The organism is Nonomuraea sp. JJY05 (assembly GCF_043496855.1).
In the GTDB taxonomy this organism is placed as follows: domain Bacteria; phylum Actinomycetota; class Actinomycetes; order Streptosporangiales; family Streptosporangiaceae; genus Nonomuraea.
Genome location: NZ_JBIEIS010000003.1, coordinates 236,444 through 256,762, shown reverse-complemented (window position 1 = coordinate 256,762; position 20,319 = coordinate 236,444). Strand labels below are relative to the sequence as shown.

General features: G+C 70.6%; 19 protein-coding genes. 10 read left to right on the top strand and 9 right to left on the bottom strand.

Annotation, left to right across the window (positions count from 1 at the left end; translation table 11 throughout):
• Positions 1–28: 28 nt before the first annotated feature.
• Positions 29–3,448: a SpoIIE family protein phosphatase gene (locus tag ACFKCF_RS05350; RefSeq protein ID WP_394491189.1), complete on the bottom strand. Its 3,420-nt coding sequence runs from the start codon at positions 3,446–3,448 to the stop codon at positions 29–31.
• Between the two features lie 295 nt (positions 3,449–3,743).
• Here ACFKCF_RS05350 and ACFKCF_RS05345 point away from each other — a divergent pair, with 295 nt between their 5' ends.
• The 4 genes from ACFKCF_RS05345 (at position 3,744) to ACFKCF_RS05330 (ending at position 7,324) form a co-directional block, all read left to right on the top strand.
• Positions 3,744–5,135 carry an extracellular solute-binding protein gene (locus tag ACFKCF_RS05345; RefSeq protein WP_394491187.1) on the top strand — a complete coding sequence of 464 codons (1,392 nt, stop codon included), beginning with the start codon at positions 3,744–3,746 and terminating at the stop codon, positions 5,133–5,135.
• Positions 5,136–6,068 carry a carbohydrate ABC transporter permease gene (locus ACFKCF_RS05340; protein WP_394491185.1) on the top strand — a complete coding sequence of 311 codons (933 nt, stop codon included), beginning with the start codon at positions 5,136–5,138 and terminating at the stop codon, positions 6,066–6,068. It abuts the gene before it with no gap.
• A complete protein-coding gene (locus ACFKCF_RS05335) occupies positions 6,065–6,889 on the top strand; it encodes a carbohydrate ABC transporter permease (protein WP_394491183.1) in 825 nt (274 codons plus the stop codon). Before ACFKCF_RS05340 ends, ACFKCF_RS05335 begins: the two co-directional genes overlap by 4 nt.
• A 93-nt stretch (positions 6,890–6,982) precedes the next feature.
• The gene (locus ACFKCF_RS05330; RefSeq protein ID WP_394491181.1) at positions 6,983–7,324 is read left to right on the top strand and encodes a VOC family protein; all 342 of its coding nucleotides are present in this window, start codon (positions 6,983–6,985) and stop codon (positions 7,322–7,324) included.
• A gap of 75 nt (positions 7,325–7,399) precedes the next feature.
• Here ACFKCF_RS05330 and ACFKCF_RS05325 read toward each other — a convergent pair whose 3' ends face one another.
• The 3 genes from ACFKCF_RS05325 to ACFKCF_RS05315 form a co-directional block, all read right to left on the bottom strand.
• A complete protein-coding gene (locus ACFKCF_RS05325) occupies positions 7,400–7,804 on the bottom strand; it encodes a hypothetical protein (protein WP_394491179.1) in 405 nt (134 codons plus the stop codon).
• A 177-nt stretch (positions 7,805–7,981) separates the two neighbouring features.
• On the bottom strand, positions 7,982–9,220 hold the full coding sequence (locus ACFKCF_RS05320; protein ID WP_394491177.1) for a serine/threonine-protein kinase: 1,239 nt from the start codon (positions 9,218–9,220) through the stop codon (positions 7,982–7,984).
• 120 nt (positions 9,221–9,340) lie between these two features.
• Positions 9,341–10,873, bottom strand: a complete 1,533-nt coding sequence (locus tag ACFKCF_RS05315; protein ID WP_394491175.1) for an MFS transporter — start codon at positions 10,871–10,873, stop codon at positions 9,341–9,343.
• 243 nt (positions 10,874–11,116) lie between these two features.
• Here ACFKCF_RS05315 and ACFKCF_RS05310 point away from each other — a divergent pair, with 243 nt between their 5' ends.
• Genes ACFKCF_RS05310 through ACFKCF_RS05300 form a run of 3 tightly spaced genes read left to right on the top strand, consistent with a single transcriptional unit; the run spans position 11,117 to position 12,335 of the window.
• Positions 11,117–11,731, top strand: coding sequence for a TetR/AcrR family transcriptional regulator (locus tag ACFKCF_RS05310; protein ID WP_394491173.1), 615 nt, complete (start codon positions 11,117–11,119; stop codon positions 11,729–11,731).
• Positions 11,728–11,961, top strand: a complete 234-nt coding sequence (locus ACFKCF_RS05305; RefSeq protein ID WP_394491171.1) for a maleylpyruvate isomerase N-terminal domain-containing protein — start codon at positions 11,728–11,730, stop codon at positions 11,959–11,961. Before ACFKCF_RS05310 ends, ACFKCF_RS05305 begins: the two co-directional genes overlap by 4 nt.
• On the top strand, positions 11,877–12,335 hold the full coding sequence (locus tag ACFKCF_RS05300) for a maleylpyruvate isomerase family mycothiol-dependent enzyme (RefSeq protein ID WP_394491169.1): 459 nt from the start codon (positions 11,877–11,879) through the stop codon (positions 12,333–12,335). Before ACFKCF_RS05305 ends, ACFKCF_RS05300 begins: the two co-directional genes overlap by 85 nt.
• 55 nt (positions 12,336–12,390) lie before the next feature.
• Here ACFKCF_RS05300 and ACFKCF_RS05295 read toward each other — a convergent pair whose 3' ends face one another.
• Positions 12,391–12,822, bottom strand: coding sequence for an STAS domain-containing protein (locus ACFKCF_RS05295; RefSeq protein WP_394491167.1), 432 nt, complete (start codon positions 12,820–12,822; stop codon positions 12,391–12,393).
• A gap of 152 nt (positions 12,823–12,974) precedes the next feature.
• On the opposite strand from ACFKCF_RS05295, the gene ACFKCF_RS05290 reads away from it, so the two are divergent.
• Positions 12,975–13,295, top strand: coding sequence for a helix-turn-helix transcriptional regulator (locus ACFKCF_RS05290; RefSeq protein ID WP_394491477.1), 321 nt, complete (start codon positions 12,975–12,977; stop codon positions 13,293–13,295).
• 139 nt (positions 13,296–13,434) lie between these two features.
• Positions 13,435–14,397, top strand: a complete 963-nt coding sequence (locus tag ACFKCF_RS05285; protein WP_394491165.1) for an alpha/beta fold hydrolase — start codon at positions 13,435–13,437, stop codon at positions 14,395–14,397.
• A 70-nt stretch (positions 14,398–14,467) separates the two neighbouring features.
• On the opposite strand, the gene ACFKCF_RS05280 is transcribed toward ACFKCF_RS05285, so the two are convergent.
• Positions 14,468–15,433, bottom strand: a complete 966-nt coding sequence (locus tag ACFKCF_RS05280) for a helix-turn-helix transcriptional regulator (RefSeq protein ID WP_394491163.1) — start codon at positions 15,431–15,433, stop codon at positions 14,468–14,470.
• A gap of 52 nt (positions 15,434–15,485) precedes the next feature.
• Here ACFKCF_RS05280 and ACFKCF_RS05275 point away from each other — a divergent pair, with 52 nt between their 5' ends.
• Positions 15,486–16,631: an epoxide hydrolase family protein gene (locus tag ACFKCF_RS05275; RefSeq protein ID WP_394491161.1), complete on the top strand. Its 1,146-nt coding sequence runs from the start codon at positions 15,486–15,488 to the stop codon at positions 16,629–16,631.
• Between the two features lie 68 nt (positions 16,632–16,699).
• On the opposite strand, the gene ACFKCF_RS05270 is transcribed toward ACFKCF_RS05275, so the two are convergent.
• The 3 genes from ACFKCF_RS05270 to ACFKCF_RS05260 form a co-directional block, all read right to left on the bottom strand.
• A complete protein-coding gene (locus ACFKCF_RS05270) occupies positions 16,700–17,485 on the bottom strand; it encodes a MerR family transcriptional regulator (RefSeq protein ID WP_394491159.1) in 786 nt (261 codons plus the stop codon).
• Positions 17,486–17,541: 56 nt separating this feature from the next.
• Complete coding sequence (locus ACFKCF_RS05265; RefSeq protein ID WP_394491157.1) at positions 17,542–18,714, bottom strand: serine hydrolase domain-containing protein; 1,173 nt, start codon at positions 18,712–18,714, stop codon at positions 17,542–17,544.
• A 99-nt stretch (positions 18,715–18,813) separates the two neighbouring features.
• On the bottom strand, positions 18,814–20,289 hold the full coding sequence (locus ACFKCF_RS05260; protein WP_394491155.1) for a nitrilase-related carbon-nitrogen hydrolase: 1,476 nt from the start codon (positions 20,287–20,289) through the stop codon (positions 18,814–18,816).
• Between the last annotated feature and the right edge of the window lie 30 nt (positions 20,290–20,319).

The following is a 20,319-nucleotide window of genomic DNA, read 5'->3' as shown; positions in this document are numbered from 1 at the left end:
GCGGATCGACTTGGGCACAAGGTCGAGTTCATAACCGAGTACGCCCTGGCGAACGGGCCGGAGGTTGCAAGATCAGCGCCAGCATCGCCACGTCGTCATGAGCGGTGTCGATCTGCATCGCTGTCACCAGGTTCTCGCAGAGCGCCTCAGGGGCGTGCTGGACGGCCATACTTCGGCACAGCCGGGTCAGGCGGTCGTCCAGGAGGTCGGCGGGCGTTTCCACCAGGCCGTCGGTGTAGAGCAGGAGTGTGGAGCCGGCGGCGAGTGTGAAGGTCTCGGTGGTGTAGCGGAAGTCCGGGTCCACCCCGAGGGCCAGGCCATGGTGCACGGGCAGCAGCTCCGCCACGCCGTCGCCGCCGGCCAGCAGGGGCGGCAGGTGGCCGGCGTTGGCAAGCTCCAGCTTGCCGCCCGCAGGGTCGTAGAGCGCGTGGCACATGGTGGTGAGGCCGTGCTGGCCGCCTGCGGTGAGGAAGAGGCTGAGTCCTTCCAGCAGCGCGGCGGGAGGCATGCCGTCCAGAGAATAGGCGCGGGCGGCGCTGCGCAGCTGGCCCATCAGCGCCGCGGCCTCCACGCCCTTCCCCATGACGTCGCCGATGGTGAGGCTGATCCGGCCGTCCGGCAGCTCCACGGCGTCATACCAGTCGCCGCCCACCTGATGGCCCGCGGCGCCGGGAAGGTACAGGCTCACCAGCCTGCCGTAGTCCAGTACGGGCAAGGACGGCGGCAGCAAAGAGCGCTGCAGGCGGACGGCGATGCGGCGCTGGCGTGCGTAGCGTGCCGCGTTGTCCAGTGCCTGGGCGGCGCGGTCGAGCAGTTCGGCCAGATAGGGCCGTTCGCGAGCATCGTGTCCCGCTCGGGTCAGGCCGTCCAGGCGCACGACGCCGATGTGCCTGTCACGGTGCGTCAAGTGCGTCACCCGCCGGTCCTGCTCCTCAACGGCGGCGACAGCGAACCGGGGTGGTTCGCCGCCGTCCTCGGCGCCGTCCTCGGTGCCGATGGTGTGGGCCAGATACAGCGCTCTGCGATCCGGCTCCTCCGGATCGGGCTGCAGCCAGATGGCGCAGCCGCCGGCATAGGCGGGCACGAGCTGCTCTGCCAGGATGCGGCTGATGCGGTGGGGATCGAGGCTGGCGTTCAGCTGCTGGGTGATGTCGGCCAGCTTCTGGATGCGGTCGGCCGCGTCCAGGCGCTGGCGCGCGGTCTCCAGATGGGTGCGGACCCGGGCGACCAGTTCGGCCGTGGTGAAGGGCTTGATGAGGTAGTCGTCGGCGCCGGCGTCCAGGCCTTCGATGGCGGACTCCTGGCCCGCACGCGCCGAGATCATGATCACCGGGATGTGCCGGGTGCCCTCATCCGCGCGCAACGCCTTCAGCAGTCCGAACCCGTCCAGGTACGGCATCATCACGTCGGTGAGCACCAGGTCGGGCACGGCGTGGCCGACCGCCTCCAGGGCCTGGCGTCCGTCGGCGACGCCGCGCACGCGCCAGTGTGGCGACAACACGCGGGTCAGGTAGGCACGCATGTCGGCGTTGTCGTCCACGAGCAGCACCTCCGGACCCGCGGCCGGCCCGGCCGCGTCCTGCGGTGTCCAGCTCAGCGCCTCCTGCAGGTAGGCGCGAGCCGCCTGCTGCCCGTCGGCCCCGGCCGCCTGCGGCTCGTCGAGCTTGGCTGCCGCCGGCTCGCCGGTCCGGGCGGGGCCGGCCGACGCCGTCGAGGGCTGGTCGGCCCCGTACGGCAGCAGCACGGTGAAGGCGGAGCCGGCTCCCAGGGTGCTGTCGGCCTCGATCGTGCCGCCGTGCAACTGCACGAGCTCACGGACCAGGGACAGGCCGATGCCGCTGCCCTCCCCGCTTCGGGCCGCGGTTCCCGAGACGCGATGGAACCGGTCGAACAGGCGGGGCAGATCGTTCGCGGGGATGCCGACTCCCGTATCGGCCACGACCAGACGTACGTGATCGCCGGCCGCGCGCAGGCTCACCGTGATCTCGCCGTCGAGAGTGAATTTGAAGGCGTTGGACAGCAGATTGAGAGTAATTTTCTCCCACATATCCGGATCGACGAGGACCGGCAGCGGCAGCGGCGGGCAATCGATGATCAGCCGCAGCCCGCCTCGCTCGACCGGCACCTGGAACAGGCTGGACAGCTCGGAGGTGAGCGCCGCCAGGTCGACCGGCTCCAGGCGAGGACGCATCTGCCCGGCTTCGGCGCGGGAGAAGTCCAGCAGCGTATTGACCAGTTTGAGCAGCCGCACGGCGCCGCGGTGAATCAGCTGGAGGCGTTCGCGGTCGTCCTGGTCCCAGCCATCCCCCTTCTCCAGCAGATCCTCCACGGGTCCCAGCAGCAGCGTCAGCGGGGTGCGGAACTCGTGGCTGATGTTGGAGAAGAACATCGTCTTGGCCCTGTCCAGCGCCGCCAGCTGTTCGGCACGGTGCCGCTCGGCCTCGAACGCGGTCGCGTTCGCGATGGCCGCGGACACGTGATCGGTCATCAGAACGGCGAAGTTGCGGCAGGACTCGTCCAGCGGCCGGCCACTGTTGACCCCGGCCACCAGCAGCCCGGCCGGCTCCTCGGCGCCCGGCCGCGCGATCGGCAGCACCAGCGCCCGTACGGGCGCGTCGAAGCCGGCGCGGCTCAGCGCCGTCAGCTGCGGCGCGCCAGGGTAGGCCACCTCGACGATCCCGGTACGGGCCGCCGCCAGCGACCACGGAACGTCCTGTCCCCCCAGGTCCACCCGAGCCGGGCTCAGCTCGCCGCCGGGCGTCAGCCCGACCGCGCCGGCGAGCTCGGCCTGCTCGCCCTCCAGCAGGTAGAGCAGGGCGAAGGGCACGTCGGCGGGGTTGTGCGACAACGCCCGGGCGGCTTGCTCGCACACCTGCGCCGCCGACGGGCTCGCCGTGATGGATCGCTCCCCCAGCTCCCGCACCGTTGCCAGCCGCCGCTCGGCCACCACGCTCTGGGTCGTCTCGGTGACCGCGCAGAACACCCCGCCCACGCCGCCGGACTCGTCCCGGATCGGACTGTAGGAGAAGCGGAAATACCCCTCCTCCCGGAACCCCGACCGCTCCAGGACCAGCAGCAGATCATGCGCGTACGTGGCCTTGCCCTCGTACAGCACCTGCCCCAGCATCGGCCCGATGGTCGGCCAGATCTCCCGCCAGCACTCCTCCGCAGGCTGCCCCAGCGACCGGGGATGCTTGGTGCCCAGCACCGACAGATAGGCGTCGTTGTACACCAGCGCCAGTTGCGGCCCCCAGAAGATGACCATCGGGAATGCCGAGGTCAGGCAGATGCTCAACGAACTACGCAGGCTCTGCGGCCAGCCGTCCATCTCACCGAAAGGAGTGGCGGCCCAGTCGTGCCCGCGCATCATCGCTCCCACCGAGCCACCCGCCGCCAGCAACGCCTCCATCCCCGAGTCCGGCACCGCGCCGCCTTCACGTAGGTCCATGTGGTACCGCCCTCGGGAATAGGTCGCGCTGGAAAAGACCAGCGTGCCCACTGCGCCGCGGGACTCGGCCGGCAGCCGGAGCCCTGGCCGTCACCGCCGGCACGCTAAACAGATCGTACGGTCCCGGACAGGATGATCGAGAAGACAGGACGAACGCTGCCCTCCTCGAACAGCACCTTCGAGTCCGGCGAGCGCTCATGAGCGACGAGCCTTCCGGCGTGTACGTAACCAGGGCCTGGGCAGGGGTTTCGGGCGCCATATCGGGCGCATCGCTTGAGTGGAGGCGAACCCCCTGATGCGAAGTGCGATCGTCCGCTGGTCCGTTCTGCCGGTGTCACTCGCCCTGACACTGACCGGGTGTGCCAGGGGCACCGGGGGCGCCGCGGGCGCGTCTCCCTCGGCCGGCCGGTTCGACGCCGGCGCCACGTACGGCGGCACCGTCACGGTCATGGGCTTCGGCGGCGAGGACGAGATCGGCTCCACCCGGGTCGAGCCGGCCGAGAAGTCGCTGGGCGGGGCGCAGGTCGAGCTCATCAAGGGCGACCTGGACCTCCAGCAGTTCCTGTCGGCCGTGGCCGCCGGCGACCCGCCCGACCTGATCTACGCCAACCGCGACCAGATCGGCACGTTCGCCTCCCGGGGCGCGATCGTCCCGCTGACGTCGTGCGTCAAGGGCGAGGGGATCGACGTCTCGATGTACGACAAGAGCGCTCTCGCGCAGGTCACGTTCGGCGACGAGGTCTGGGCCGTCCCCGAGTTCAACATGGTCCAGATCACGATGGCCAACGCCGAGCTGCTCAGGGAGGCGGGGCTGACCGTCGACGACGTCAACGGCTCCAACTGGGACCGGATCACCACCGCCGCACAGAAGCTTCACAAAGCGCCCGGGGGCAAATTGCAGGTGGTCGGCTTCGACAGCAAACTCCCGGAGTTCCTGCCCCTGTGGGCCAAGGCCGACGGCGCCGACCTGCTCTCCCCCGACGGCAGGACCGCCCGCCTCAACAGCCCCCAGGTGGTCCGGGCGCTGGAGTTCGCCGTCGGCATCTATGCCGCGCAGGGCGGCTTCGCCAAGGTCAAGGCGCTGCGTGACGCGGCGGACTTCTTCGGCAAGGGCAACCAGTTCGCCCGCAACGAGCTCGGCGCCATGCCGATGGAGCAGTGGTACGTCAACGTGCTCAACGACGTCTCACCCAAGGCGCCGCTGGTGTTCGACACGTTCCGCACTCCGCAGGGGCAGCCGCTGGCCTACTCCTCCGGCTCGGCGTGGGCCATCCCCCGGGGCGTGAAGAACCCCGGAGCCGCCTGCCGCTTCGCCAAGACCATGACGCTCGTCGAGTCGTGGAAGGCCGCCGCGCAAGCCCGTCTCGACAAACGCAAGGCCGCGGGCAAGCCGTTCACCGGCGTCCTCACCGGCAACGTCAGGGCCGACGCGGAGATCGAGAAGATGGTCACCTCGGGCGGCGAGCCGTGGGACTCGGGCGTCAAGGCGTTCTACGAGGCCGGCAAGCACACCTTCAGCCTTCCCGCCAACCCGGCGGACGCCGAGTTCAAGACCGCTTGGCAGGACGCGGTGAACCGGGTGCTCAACGGCCAGGAGGAGCCGAAGGCGGCGCTCGACAGGGCTCAGCGCGACGCCCAGACGGCCCTGGACAGGGCGTGGGCCGGCTGGACGAAGCGTACGAACTAGATGTCCGCCTCGAGTGCCCGAGCGCACCGGCCGCGGTCCCTGCGGTGGATCGAGACCCGGGCGGCGCTGCTGTTCATCAGCCCCTGGATCATCGGCTTCCTGATCTTCACCGCGTGGCCGGTCGTCAACAGCGCCTATCTGTCGCTGACCGACTACGACGTCATCAACGACCCGTCGTTCGTCGGCCTGGACAACTACGTCGCCCTCTTCGAGGACCCGAAGGTGGGGCTGGCACTGCGCAACACGTTCGTCTACACGGTGATGTCGGTGCCCGCCCAGCTGGTCGTCTCGTTGGGGCTGGCGCTGCTGCTCAACGCCGCCACCCGGGCCACCGGCTTCTTCCGTACGGCGTTCTTCCTGCCCAAGATGACCCCGCCGGTCGCGATCGGCATCCTGCTGCTGATGCTGTTCAACGGCCAGAGCGGCCTGGTCAACGGCTTTCTCGGGATCTTCGGCATCGACGGGCCCGCCTGGACGACCGACCCCGGCTGGGTCAAGCCGGGCCTGGTGCTGATGAGCCTGTGGACCGTCGGCGCGTCGGTGGTCATCATCCTGGCCGCCCTGCGCGGCGTTCCCCAGGACCTGTACGACGCCGCCCTCGTGGACGGCGCCGGATGGTGGCGGCGCACCCTGCGCATCACCGTGCCGATGATCAGCCCGACGCTGTTCTTCCTGTTCATCGTGGACAGCATCAACGCCCTGCAGTCGTTCACCGAGGCATACACCGCGTTCTTCGGAGCGGGCAACACCACCTACAGCAACGAGGCCGCCCTGTTCTACGTGATCTACCTGTTCCAGCAGGCGTTCGAGTTCCTGCACATGGGCTACGCCTCGGCACTGGCGTGGGTGCTGTTCCTGGTGATCATGGCGGTCACCGCCGTACAGATCCTGATCACCAGGAGGTTCGTGCACTACGAAGGGGGAAACCCGTGAGGCGGCTCAGGAGGATCCTGATCCGGGCGGCGCTCAGCGCGTTCGCCGTCGCGTTCATCTACCCCTTCGTCTGGCTGGTGAGCGCCTCCTTCAAGCCGCGCAGGGAGGTGTTCGACCACCGGATCCTGCCGGAGACGTTCACGTTCGACAACTACCTCCAGATCTGGCAGGAGGCGCCGCTGGCGCTGTGGATGGTCAACACGCTGCTGGTGACCGTGCTGGCCGCCACGACGGTGACGATCAGCAGCGCCATGGTGGCGTGGGGCTTCGCCTACTTCCGCTTCCCCGGCAGGAGGCTGCTGTTCGGGGTCGTGCTGGCCACCATGATGCTGCCGGGGGCGGTCACCATGATCCCCGTGTTCCTCATCTGGAACTCGCTCGGCATGGTCGGCACGCTCACGCCGCTGTGGGCGCAGAACCTGTTCGGCAGCGCGTTCTACATCTTCCTGCTGCGGCAGTTCTTCCTCGGGCTGCCGCGAGAGCCGTTCGAAGCGGCCAGGGTCGACGGAGCCGGCAACTGGACGATCTTCACCAGGATCGCGCTGCCGCTGTGCCGGCCCGCGGTCGTGGTCACGTTGCTGTTCGAGTTCCAGGCGGCCTGGACCGACCTCATGCGGCCGCTCATCTACCTGCGCGACGCGACGACCTTCACGGTGCCCCGCGGGCTGAAGGCGCTGCTCGACCAGTTCGGTTTCGGCGGCGAATGGCACTGGGAGGTCCTCATGACGGCCAGCGTGATCACCACGATCCCGATGATCGTTCTTTTCTTCCTCGGTCAGAGGCACTTCCTGCGGGGCATCGCGACGACGGGCGGCAGGTGACCTGCTCGCCTGCCGTCCAGGGCGGACGACGATGAGTTCCCGACGCTGCAAAGGTCTGTACCGGCGACACATCGACCGCACAGGGATGACGACATGACACTGGATCTGTTCGCCGGCATACCCGTCACCGACTATGCCGCGGCGGTGCCGTGGTACGAGCAGTTCTTCGGCGGGCCGCCGTCGTTCCTGCCGAACGACATCGAAGCGGTGTGGGAGGTGGCCGAGCACCGCTACGTCTACATCGTGCAGGATCCGCAACGGGCGGGGAACGCGCTGGTGCTGTCGTTCGTCGACGATCTCGACGAGCGGGTCGCCGAGATCGCGCGGCGGGGCATCGAGCCCACCAGGCGCGAGAGGTACGGCGGTGGCGCGACCAAGGTGACCTACCGGGACACGGACGGCAACGAGATCAGCTTCGGCGGCGGCCCGGGCTGAGGTCGAGCGGTCCCACGACGACGAACGGCGGCAGCATCCCCGTGATGCGGGGCGCGGAGCGCGCCGTATCCTCCTTCACACGTTCTCGGCTTTCCGCTCAGCCCGCAGGAGACCCTGATGCCGGCGCTCTCCCGTACCCGTCGCGCCGCCGCTGCCGGGGCCGCGGTGTGGCTGTGGCCGGGTCGCGCCCTGTACGCCGGGCCGTCCCTGCGGCTGGGACCGCACTCCGGCGCGGTCGCGTGCCTGGCCGTGGGCGTGGACGCGCCCTTCACCGTTCGCCCGCCGGCCGGTGGCGAACTGCGGGCGCGCACCGCGCTCGTCGCCCCTCGGGTACGCCACCAGCTCACGGCGTCCGGCGACCGCATGGTGTTCGACGCCGGCCAGCAACGCGCCTGCGGCGGCGGCCTCCACCCAGAAGTAGCACCAGACGGGATAGAACGCCGCCGGCCGCTCGACCGCCCGCCCCACGACGATCACCACAGCCTGCACGACAACCCCCGGATCCGACGACGGCGAACGAGGCAGCCCAGCATGCCTTCGACACCCCGCGCGCCGCTTCCACGAACCTGCCGCGACGGTCGTCCGGCCCTCGCGCCGGGCATGATCTACGCGATCGTCGCCGTGTCCGGAACCGGCCTGCCTGCGGCGGCGCGACCGTCATTTCGGTCCGTGCCTCTTTTCCTTGACCTTCTTCGTCTTGACCTTCTTCGCCGGTTCCTGCGGGATGCCGGCTACGGAGGTGGAGAGGGGCGGTTGCGTACGAGCGTGCTCCGGTTCGCTCCCGGCCACCCGGCTCCGGGCCGAGACGAGGTGGGCCGGCGGCACGGTGTCCGGCTCGACCGTGGTGAGCGGCACGGTGGGCGCTGGAGTGGCCTGCGTCCCGGGTGGCGAATGGTGCGTGCCCGGCTCGACGTGCCACCACGAAGTGGTCGCCATCACGCTGACGATCAGGGCCGCGATGACGGCCGCCTGCCGCCAGTGCTCGACGGCCCACTGCCGGTACGGCGCCCGTTCCCTGAGCGGACGGCCGACGGGCGAGCCGCTGATCCGCCCGCTGTCACCGTCAACGGTCGGAGGGTCCGTAGAGATCGGAACGACCGGTTGCTCACACAGGGTCGACAGTTGCTCGTGAAGGCGAGCCGCGTCCGTACGGCGGTCCGGATCCTTGTCCAGCAGCCCGGCGATGACCGAGGCGAGCGGCCCCGCGTGCTCGAGCGGCACGGGGTCCGAGGCCATCACCGCGGACAGGGTGGCCAGCTCACTGCTGAACGCGAACGGGGCACGGCCCTCGACGGCCGCGTACAAGGTGGCGCCCAGCGACCACAGATCGGCCTGCGGCGTGGCGGGGCCACCGCGGGCGCGTTCGGGGGCGATGTAGGCGGGTGTGCCGACGACAACGCTCTCCCGGGTGCGGCGCGCCTGGTCAGCCAGGGTGCTGGCGAGCCCGAAGTCGGTGAGGATGGCGTGCCCGTCGTCGGTGATGAGGATGTTGGCGGGCTTGATGTCGCGGTGCACGATGCCGCCGGCGTGGGCGGCGCGCAGGGCGTCCAGCACTTCGAGCCCGATTCGAGCGACCGCGGACGAGGGCAGCGCTCCCCGTTCCGTGATCACCTGGGCGAGGCTGGGGGCGGGGACGAGCTGCAGGACGATCCACGGCCGTTCGTCGGCGACCACGACGTCGTAGACGGCCGCGATGCGCGGGTGGCTCAACCGCGCGGTCAGGCGGGCCTCGCGCAGGGTCCGCCTGAGCAGCGCCTCGCGCTCAGGCCCCGGCCGGTGCGGGATGCGAATCTCCTTGACCGCCACCTGCCGATCCAGCAGCTCGTCATGAGCGCGCCAGACCCTGCCCATGGCCCCCCGGCCCAGCTCGGCCAGCAACCTGTACCGAGCCCCCAATAACCATCCTTCATAGCCTGCAACGGGCATGACGACATGCGTACCCGATCATCGTCCGTACATGCAAAGCCACGAGCACATCGCCACACCCATCCATGGCGTTTGCGTGCCCGTGGACGATCACCGGTGTCGCGGGCGGTCGCGAGGCTCGGTCCGCGGCGGAGGGGTCAGGCGTCCTGGGGGGACGGTGCCGTCGATGGGAGTGGCCGCCCGGCCGCCGGCGGCGTGCCGGGTGCGGGCGATCCCCCAGCCGACGAGGGCCGCCGCGACGGTGGTGAGGGTGAGGCCCGCAATGGTGACGGCCTGGTGGAACTCGCCGGTCTGCCGCGCGCTCCAGTGGGAGGTGGCGATGTCGCCGGTGAACACGGTGGCCAGGATGGTGCCGGTGATGGCGATGCCGGTGCCGGAGGTGACCTCGCTGGCGGTGTCGACGAGCGCGGTTCCGATGGTGGTCCGGTTCTCGGGCAGGCCGCGGACCACATTGAGCCCGGCGACGACGCCGACCACGCGCATCCCGGCCGCCACGAGGACGAGCGCGATCGCGACCCACAGGTAGCCGAACCGGCCGAGCAGGCCGTAGACGGCGAGGCCGGCCACGACCGCCGCGGTGCTGGTCCAGGCGGCCCGGTCCAGGCCGACGCGCCGCACGAACGGGTTGACGAACGCGCTGCCCGCGATGAGGACGACGACCTGCGGCAGCATCCCGATGGCGGCCAGCGCGGGCGGCCAGCCCCAGTCGAGCTGCAGCTGCAGCGTCACCAGGTAACCGAGTCCGGCGGTCGCCAGCCCGGCGGCGGCCTTGTAGGCCAGGCCGCTGGAAACCAGGGGAAGGGCGAGGAGCTTCAGGTCGAGCAGCGGATGGCGGGCCAGGCGCTCGCGCAGGACGAAGCAGCTCGCCGTGGCGGCGGTCGCGGCGGTGGCCGTCCAGGGCGCCCAGGAGCCGGCGCCCTCGTCCACGAACAGCGTCGGCGCGAGGAGCGCGAGCACGATCGTCGCCGTGCCCAGCAGCATCCCGGGGACGTCGAGGGGGTCGCGGTGGAGGCCGGCCGGGTCGTCGGCGGCGACGCCGGAGCGCACGCCGAGGAACGCGAGCACGGCGACCGGCACGTTCACCAGCAGCAGGACCTGCCAGGGCACGATCGCCAGCGCCAGGCCGCCCGCCGTCGGGCCGATCGCCAGCCCGACCAGGCCGACGGTCGAGATGAGGGTCAGCGCGCGCACGCGCAGGCCGTCCTCGTCGAACAGCCGGAACGCCAGCGCCATCGATCCCGGGGTCGTCATCGCCGCGGCGACCCCCATCGCCGCCCGGACGGCGATCAGCTGCTCGGCGGTGGTGACCACGGCGGTCGCCAGGCTCGCCACGCCGAGCAGGACCAGCCCGATCAGCATGATCCGCCGCCGGCCGAACCGATCGGCGATCGCGCCGAACGCCAGCATCATCCCGCCGAACACGACCGCATAGGCGCCCGTCACCCACTGCAACGCGGTCGTCGAGGCGTGCAGCTCGCGTCCGATCACGGGCAGCGCGACGTTCAGGATCGAGTTGTCCAGCATCTCGAAGAGGAACACCGCCGACAGCCCCGCCAACGCGACCCACGCCTCCCGCAGCGACCCGGACGTACGCCCAGGCCGGCCCGCAGCCGTCTCATTCATGGAGGACACCCTTCACGTCGCGACCCCGGCGGGGACCCTGATCGGCCCGGGCGCAGGCGCGGCCGGGCACGGGGCGATCCGGCCGCTCGCGTGGGCCGATCACCTCCGCCCCCGCACGGAACGCGGTCGCGGAGGCGCGCGGCCCGCTGGGGCCCGCTCCGGCGACAATGACAGTGGTCTGTTCGAAGGACATGCCACTAGATTATGCGACTAAGTTAAGTGACACAATGAAGTGGGGTCGGAATGCCCAGGACCGGAGCGCGGGGCGGCCCGCAGACGCGCGCGAAGATCTCGGAGGTCGCCACCCGGCTGTTCCTGGACCGCGGATTCGACACGGTCACGGTCACCGAGGTCGCGCGGGAGGCCGGGGTCTCGGCCGTGACGGTCTTCAAGCACTTCCCGCGCAAGGAGGACCTCCTGCTGGACCGCGAGGTCGACGCCGTCGAGCTCCTGCGCTCAGCCGTACGCGACCGCGCCCCGGGCGCCGGAGTGCTCCAGTCCCTGCGCGCTACGGCGTTCGGCCTCCTTGAGCAGCGGCACGCCCTGTCCGGCCTCAAGGAGGGGTCCGTCCCCTTCTTCCGGACCGTCGCGGACTCACCCGCGCTGATCGCGCGCGCCAGGGAGATCGCCTCCGACCTCCAACGGACCCTCGCCGGCGAGCTCGAACACGACCCGGCCTTCGACGGCGACGCCCCGCTGCTCGCCGCCTTCTTCGTCGCCGGCTACACCACAGTGCTGGTGGAGACCGCCCGGCGCCTGATCGCCGGAGAACCGGCCGACATCGTCGCAGACGACCACCGCGCCCGCCTGGAGCGCCTGTTCGACGCCCTCAGCAGCGGAGTCGTGCCCCGGCCGTGAGGATCACCGACGGTCTCGCCCGCGCCCTGCGAACCCCGGAGGCGTTCGACGCCGTGCTGAAGCAGGCGGAAGCCGCAGGCAGCCAGTACGCTGACCGCGACGCCGCCGCGGGAGCCGCCAAACCGCGATCGGTGCTGCTGGAACAATGGCGCGCCGGTCGGACCGAGGTGGCGGCGGAGCTACGCGACGTTCCATGGACCACGGGTTTCCGTGGTACGGCTCGCAGTTGACCGCAGCGCTCATGGTGCCACTTCGACTGATGGAAACGTGGGCTCACGGGCAGGACGTCTTCGATGCGCTGGGCGTCTCACGCCGTCCGACGGGCCGGCTCCGGCATGTGGCCTTGTTGGGAGTGATCGGGCGAGAGCTGTCGTTCCATGCCGCCCAACTGCCCCCTCCGGCGGAGCCGTTCCGGGTGGAGCTGACCGGTCCCGACGGTCAAACGTGGGCATGGGGTCCGGAAGATGCCGTGCAACGGGTTCAGGGCAGTGCCGTCGACTTCTGCCTTCGAGTCACCCACCGCAGGTCCCGAGCCCAGACCGACCTCACGGCCGTCGGCGAGGAGGCGCAGAAGTGGCTTGACCTCGCTCGCGTTTTCCTCTGAAGAGACAAGCAGGCCGGACCAGCTCAGCAGCGGCCCGCCGACGTCCGGCGTCAGGTCATGCCGCGGACCGCGGCATGGGATCGATCACGTCGGCGGCCAGCAGCGCCTGATCGAGCACGGGATAGGTGTGCAGCAACTGATCGACGCCCGTGAGCTGCAGGATGCGCCTGACCCGTTCGTGCGGGGCGGCCAGGTACAGGCCGGCGCCACGCTCATCCAGACGGTGGAACTGCTGGACGAGCACGTGCAGGCCGGAGCTGTCCATGAAGCTCACCCCGGACAGATCCAGCACCAGCGGCAGACCGGCGTCCGGATGGTCACGCTCGATGCAGGCGGTCAGCTGGTCGGCGGTGGCGGCATCCACCTCGCCCACCACCTCGATGAGAGTGCCGCCGATCAAGGCTCGGCTGGTCAGGCGCAGCGGGGTCACGTCGGTCATCCACGCGGCCAGGTCTTCGGCATGGCGGCCGTCCGCCTGTTCAGACATCGCGTATCCGCCTCCTCGATCGGTACGGGACTTGGTGGCTCTCTCGACCGTAAACCCTGAAGGGGGTTACATGAAAGGGCTTTCACTATAATCTTGGAAGATAGTCACTAGCCCGACACCACCCGTCACCATGGACTGAAAGTGTGAGCGCCATGCAGCCCGGTCACGAGACCCCGGCCTGGACCTTCCTGACTCACCACGCCCGCGTGCTGCTCGAGATCGCCCGCAACCCCGAGGTACGGCTGCGCGAGATCGCCTCCTGGATCGGCATCACCGAACGCACCGTGCAGAGCATCGTCAACGACCTGCACGACGCCGGATATCTCACCCGCGAACGGGTCGGCCGCCACAACCGCTACACCCTCAACGCCGACCTGGACTTCCGCTACCCCACCGAGGCCGGCATGCCGGTGCGCCGCCTGATCTCCATGTTCACCGACCGCGACCTGCCCGACGGCCCGCCGCCGCAGTAGCCCTGACGCCCGCCGGCCGCCCTGGGCAGCGCCTCCACTGGCGCACCCTGACGGTTGCGTTGCCGGAACGGCAACAAGGCTTGGGTATGTCTCCCTTGATCCTTGAGGATGGCGCGAGCACAGCTCGAGGAGGTTGACGGTGAAGGCCGAGCACCGGATGGTGACGACAGAGGCCGGGCGGGTCCATGTGGTGGAGCAGGGCAGCGGGCCGCTGGTCCTGCTCGTGCACGGGTTCCCCGAGTCGTGGTACTCCTGGCGGCGCCAGTTGCCGGCGCTCGCGGAGGCGGGCTACCGGGCGGCCGCGCTGGATGTGCGGGGGTACGGGCGTTCGTCCAAGCCCCAGGACCCCGCCGCCTACCGGATGCTCGACCTGGTCGCCGACAACGTCGCGGTGGTCCGCGAGCTGGGCGAGGACTCGGCGGTCATCGTGGGCCACGACTGGGGAGCGACGATCGCGGCGCAGTCCGCGCTGGTCGCGCCCGAGGTGTTCCGGGCCGTCGCCCTGCTGAGCGTCCCCTACACCCCGCCGGGCGGCCCACGGCCGAGCGAGGTGTTCGCAGGCATGGGCGGCGACCAGGAGTTCTACGTCTCCTACTTCCAGGAGCCCGGACGGGCCGAGGCCGAGATCGAGCCCGACGTCCGCGGCTGGCTCGCCGGCCTCTACCGCGCCCTGTCGGGCGACACGATGCCCGGCCCCGACGAGCCCGATCCCCACTTCGTCGCCAAGGACGGCGGCACGCTGCGCGAACGGTTTCCCACTGGCCCGCTGCCGTCCTGGCTGTCGCAGGAGGACCTCGACTTCTACGCCGCCGAGTTCGAACGGACCGGGCTGACCGGCGGCCTCAACCGCTACCGGAACATGGATCGCGACTGGGAAGACCTCTCCTCCTACGCCGGAGCGCCGATCGTTCAGCCGTCTCTGTTCCTGGGCGGCGCCCGCGACGCCTCCACGACGTGGCTGGCCGACGCCATCGAGGCATACCCGCGGACCCTCCCCGGCCTCACCGCAAGCCACCTGCTGGACGGCTGCGGCCACTGGATTCAGCAAGAACGCCCCGACGAGGTCAACCGGCTGCTGACCGGGTTCCTCCACACGCTGTGAGCTCTTCTTCCTCCGGATCGTCGCGGGGCTGCCAGGTGCGGCCGGGTTCTCCCACGCGTGAGGAACAAGCTCAGGCGGGCGTCTGATCCCGGGCCGCATCGACGAGACGGGTGCCGAGCGCGCGGATGTGCTGGATGAGTTCCGGCGGTTCGTGCACCTCGAACGGGACGCCGAGCTGCGCCGTCCACATGGCCAGTTCGTCGAGGGAGTGCGATCCGGCGCTGAGGATGCAGGTGCCGTCGTCGGCCGGTTCGACCACCGCCATCGTCGGCGGCATCCGGGCGGCGACGACGTCGGCCGGGGCGTGCACCGTGAACCGGCCGCGGTAGCGGTAGGGGTCGACGGAGATCCGCTCGGAGACGTAGCGGACGAGATCGGCACTGGGCGGCTCGCGGGGTGTGAAGCGGGGCCCGTTGGGGGTGTGCAGGCGCAGGCGGTCGACGCGGAAGGTGCGCCAGTCGTCCCGGCCGGTGTCCCACGCCACCAGGTACCAGCGGCGTCCCGAGTTCACCAGCCGGTACGGCTCGGCGGTGCGGCGGTCCTCGGTGCCGTCGTGGGAGCGGTAGTCGAAACGCAGGCTCTCCCGGTGGCGGACGGCCGCGGCGATCCCCGTGAGCACGGCGGGGTCCACGGCCGTGGCCGGGCCCGCCAGCGGGACCGTGACCGACCGCAGGTCGCCGACGCGGTGCCGGAGCCGGGGCGGGAGAACCTGCTCGAGCTTGGCGAGAGCGCGGACCGAGGTCTCCTGGATGCCCGCCACGCCGGAGACGGCGGCGGTGCCGAGCCCGATGGCGACCGCGACCGCCTCGTCGTCTTCGAGCAGCAGCGGCGGAAGTCCGGCGCCGGCGCCAAGCCGGTAGCCGGGTGTGCCCGCGGTGGCATGCACGACGTATCCGAGTTCGCGTAGCCGGTCGACGTCGCGGCGGATCGTGCGGGACGTGACGCCGAGCCGTTCGGCCAGCTCCGTGCCGGACCAGTCCTTGGGGGTCTGCAGCAGCGACAGCAGCCGCAGCAGCCGCGCCGATGTCTCCAACATGACGACCATCCTAGGACCGCATCTGTCCTAACCGGCATCTACCGTTACAGACATGAACGACGACCCGCGTATTACCCCGTTCCGAATCGACATCCCGCAGGCGCAGCTGGACGACCTGCGCGGCCGGCTGGCGGCGACCCGCTGGCCGGACGAGCTGCCCGGTGTGGGCTGGTCCTACGGGGTCCCTGTCGGCTACGCGAAGAAACTGGCCGAGTACTGGCGCACCGGGTTCGACTGGCGTGCCGCCGAGGCGCGGCTGAACGCCTTCCCGCAGTTCACGACCCGGATCGACGGGCAGAACCTGCACTTCCTGCACGTCCGCTCCCCCGAACCCGACGCGCTGCCGCTGATCATCACGCACGGCTGGCCGGGTTCGGTCGCCGAGTTCATGAAGGTCATCGGCCCGCTCACCGATCCGGCTTCGCATGGCGGCGACCGGTCCGACGCGTTCCACGTCGTCGCCCCGTCGATCCCCGGGTTCGGCTTCTCCGGTCCGACCACCGAGACCGGCTGGGACCTGCAGCGGGTCGCGCGGGCGTGGGCGGAGCTGATGGACCGGCTGGGCTACCAGCGCTACGGCGCGCAGGGCGGCGACAGCGGCTCGGTGATCTCACCGATGCTCGGCCGCGCCGCGCCGCAGAACGTCGCCGGGGTGCACGTCAACGGCGCGCTCGGGTTCCCGACCGGTGACCCGGCCGAGTTCGAGGGGCTCACCCATGCGGAGCTCGCCCGCCTGGGCCAGTACCAGGACCAGGACCGGGCCGGTTATGCGATCATCCAGGCGACCCGGCCGCAGACCCTCGCGTTCGGGCTGCACGACTCGCCCGCGGGGCAGCTGGCGTGGATCGTGGAGAAGTTCAAGGAGTGGACCGACCCGGACCGCGAACTGCCCGAGGACGCGGTGGACCGCGACCAGATGCTCACCGACGTGAGCATCTACTGGTTCACCCAGACCGCCGCCTCGGCCGCCCGCCTCTACAAGGAAGGGCAGAAGGGCTGGGGGGCGGTGGCCGAGTACTCGGCGCTGCCGCACGGCGTCGCCGTCTTCCCCGGCGATCCCGGGGTCCGGCGGATCGCCGAGCGCGAGCACAACGTCGTGCACTGGTCGGAGTTCGACCGCGGCGGCCACTTCGCCGCGATGGAGGCGCCCGACCTGCTCGTCGAGGACGTCAGAGCCTTCTTCCGCCCCCTCCGGTGAACTCCTGACCCGGCCGCCACCGCCTGTGGGCAGATCCCGGCGGGCCGGAGGGCCGGGGCACGGCGCGGTCAGCGGGAGTCCGGTCTGGGGATATGGACGCCGGCGGAGCGGAGCTTGGTCTCCACGAGCGCGACTCCCCGGGCCGCGGCCGATCCCTGCTCTTCGCCGTGCAGGGCGATCAGCTTGTACCGGGTCGCGGCGTCGGTGCGGGCTTGCAGACCGGTCACGATCTTCAGGTGTGCGGGGTTGGCGAGGAAGTGGTCGGCGATGGCGTCGGCGAGCTCGGCGATGCGCGGGTCGTCCGGTTCCCAGGCCGCGGCTTCGGCGCCGCGCTTGATCAAGGCGACGAACCGGGTGTCCTCGAGGGCGTACTCCACATGGGTGAGGTAGTCGTCGAAGCCCTCCGGGACCAGGGCCCTGGCCAGCACCCAGCCCTCCCTGGTGGCCGCCACCTCGTCCGCGGGGAAGCCGAGGCCGGTCAGCCGCTCCAGCAGCGCCACGGCGCGGTCGGGCAGCAGGGCCCGGTCGCCGTCAGCGAGCCGGTGCAGCGTGTCGCGCCGCGCGATCAACTCCTCTATGTGGTCGGTGAGCTGCCGCTCGATGTCGGCGAGCGCGGCGGCGAACAGCGCGGCGTCGGCGTCGAGCAGGGGGCCGATCTCGGCCAGCGGCACCCCGGCGGCGGCCAGCGTCCGGACCTGCACCAGCCGCAACAACTCGGCCGATCCGTACCGCCGGTAACCGGAGCTGTCGCGTTCCGGCTCCTCGACGAGGCGGAGCTTGTGGTAGTGCCGCACCGTCTTCACCGTGACACCGACGAATGCCGCCGCCTGCCCGATCGTGACTCCGTTCATCATCTGCTCAGCCTGCCTCATCCCTGATGTACGACCGGAAGGGACCGGGTCACAGGCGTTCAGTCCGTCGGGGCCTGCCCGCCGCAGAACACCTCGTTGACGAGCCTTCGCTGGGCGTTCCGGAACGCTGTCGCTATGGACAGGTCGGCGTCGTCCACGCAGTTCAGTGCGGCGATCAGGGTCTTGCCGCCGTCGGGCGTGCTGTACATCAGCGTCGCGTAGCCGGCCATGCCGCCGTTGTGGGTGATGACGGTGCCGCCGCAATCCGTTTTCTGTACGAACACCCCCAGGCCATAGCCGGCCTTGGGCTCCGGCGCGCACATCTCGGCCAGCAGCTCGGCCGGCAGCAGCCTGCCGCCCACCAGCGCGGAGATGAACGTGTGCAGGTCGCCGGTGGTCGAGATCATGTCGCCGCCGGTGGAGATCCAGGAGGGGTCGTGGCGGGTGATGTCGATCGTCTGCTGCCGGCCGGCGTCCTCGTACCGGTAGTAGGCGTGGGCGTGCGGCTCGGGGATCTCCGGCGAGGCGTCCGGCACCACGGTGCCCGACAGCCCGAGCGGCCCCAGGATCCGTTGCCGCATCTCCGCGGCCAGGGAGCGGCCGGTGACCTTCTCGATCAGCAGCCTGGCCAGCACGTAGTTGGTGTTGGAGTAGCTCCAGTCCGTCCCCGGCTCGAACCGCGCCGGCTTGGACAGCGCCCGCCGTACCAGCTCCTCCGGCCGGTAGCTCTTGAACCGGTTGTCCACCCACTCCCTGCCCGCGGTGCCGTAGGGGATGGGGATCCCCGGCACGACCGTCCCGTCGTCGTGGACCTCGCCGCTGAAGTTGAACACCCCGCTGGTGTGCTGCAGCAGCATCCGCACCGTGATCCGCCGGTCCAGCCCGAACTCGGGCAGGTGGTCCGCCGCCGGGATGTCCAGCCCGACCTTGCCCTCGGCCACCAGTTGCAGCACCAGGGTCGCGATGAAGGTCTTGGTGTTGCTGCCGATCCGGACGTGCCCGTCGATCGGCGGCTCGGCGGTCCCGCCCAGCTCGGCCACCCCGGCGCTGCCGGCCCACTCGCCGCGCTCATCGTGCACGCGCAGCGACAGCCCGACGAAACCGGACTCGACGATCTCTTCCATCGCCTGCTGCAGCTCCGGGCGATCCTGCCCGGCGGCCATCGGCGGCACGACGCCGTACGCGGCAGTCCGCAGGGTGCTCTGGTCCTGGCCGGAAAGGGCGTTCGTCATGGTGGTTTGCTCCCTTGAATCAGTTATGTCCGGGTCGGCGTCGTGCCGCTGCGCCGAGCTTCCACCCTGACCCAAGGTCAACCTCAACCGTGATCCAGCTCACAGCCGCGTCGAGGTACGAGACGGCTCCGGGAGCAGGACGCCGTCCCGCCCGGGGCGGCGATGAACGGGAAACGCCCTGCCCGCGCATATCGCGGCCAGCAGGAGGACGCAGGCCCACGCGAACCAGTCGCCGAACCTGGTGTACGGAGTCGACACCGCACGGTCGGGCAGGTCCGCGGTCACCGACACGAAGGAGAGGCCAGCGGTGCGGGCCTCGGCCAGGAGGCGGCCGTTGGGGTCGCTCACCGTCAGGGCGCCCTGCCGGGACGCCCGCGTCACCGTCAGGCCGTTCTCGATCCCGCGCGTGATCGCCATCCGGCTGTGCAGCCACGCGTCGTCACCGAAATCCCAGGCGGGGACGAACAGCGCGGTCGCCCCGTCGCGCCGATAGTCGCGGACCAGGTCGGGGAAGTCGAGATCGAAGCAGATGGCGATCGCCCACCGCCCGCCGGACCCGGGCACGAACGCCTGCGCCGTTCCTGCCTGGAACTCGCTCTCCAGGCCTGGGACGAGGTGGCGCTTGACGTACTCGACGGGCCGGCCGCCATCGGAGGGGAAGTCGATGGCCGCGTTGTACTCGCGCCCGTCCCTGGTGAGGATCAGCCCGACGATGATGTCGAGGCGGTGGCCAGCGGCGAGCCGGGACAGCGGTCCGGCGAGCAACGGCAGGTCCGCCTCATCCGCCCGGAACGCCTTCTCGGGAAGAACGACGACGTCGGCGCCACGCTCGGCCAGGGCCGGGATGCGGCTCATGTAGCCGGCCAGCAGGGTTCGCCCTTCGGGATCGGTCACCGCCACCGGGTCGATCGACCGGTCGGTGGCCAGCAGCGCCACCTTGCCCGCCGTCCCCGCTTCCACCGGTCGTAGCTGCCAGAACACGTATCCCGCCGCCACGGCCGCGACCACCACGGCGGCCACTGCCACCCGCACCCGGCCGGCCGCACCATGCGTCAGCAGGGCCGCGGTCGCGGCCGGAGCTCCCATCAGCAGGAACGTCACCCCCCATGACCCGGTGGCCGAGGCGAGCTGGATGACGGGGAGGACGTCGGCCTGGGTATAGGCCAGGCTCCACCAGGCACCGTTCGGCGTGATCAGCGAGAGCACGTACTCGATGACGACCCACGCCGCCGGGACGACGCCGACGGCCATCAGCGGGTGTCCGCGCACCGTCAGGCCCCGGTAGGCGATCACCACCAGACCGAACAGCAGCGCCGAGCCGACGAGCAGGAGGACGACCATCACCGGCGGTATCTGCACCGTGTTCAGGAAATATCCCCACATGGGGGTCTGGCCTGCGAGCCAGACGACGGACGCGGTGGCCAGCACCGCACGCGCCGAGCAGCGCGGCGCCAGGACGAGGATCGGGATCGGCGCGATCCACGTACACCACGGCACCGGCCGCAAGCCGGTACCGAACCAGAACAGCGTGGCCGACACCACTGCCGCGGCGATCAGCCACCATCGTGATCTCATCGAGCAGACTCCTCCGCCAGGGAACTGCCT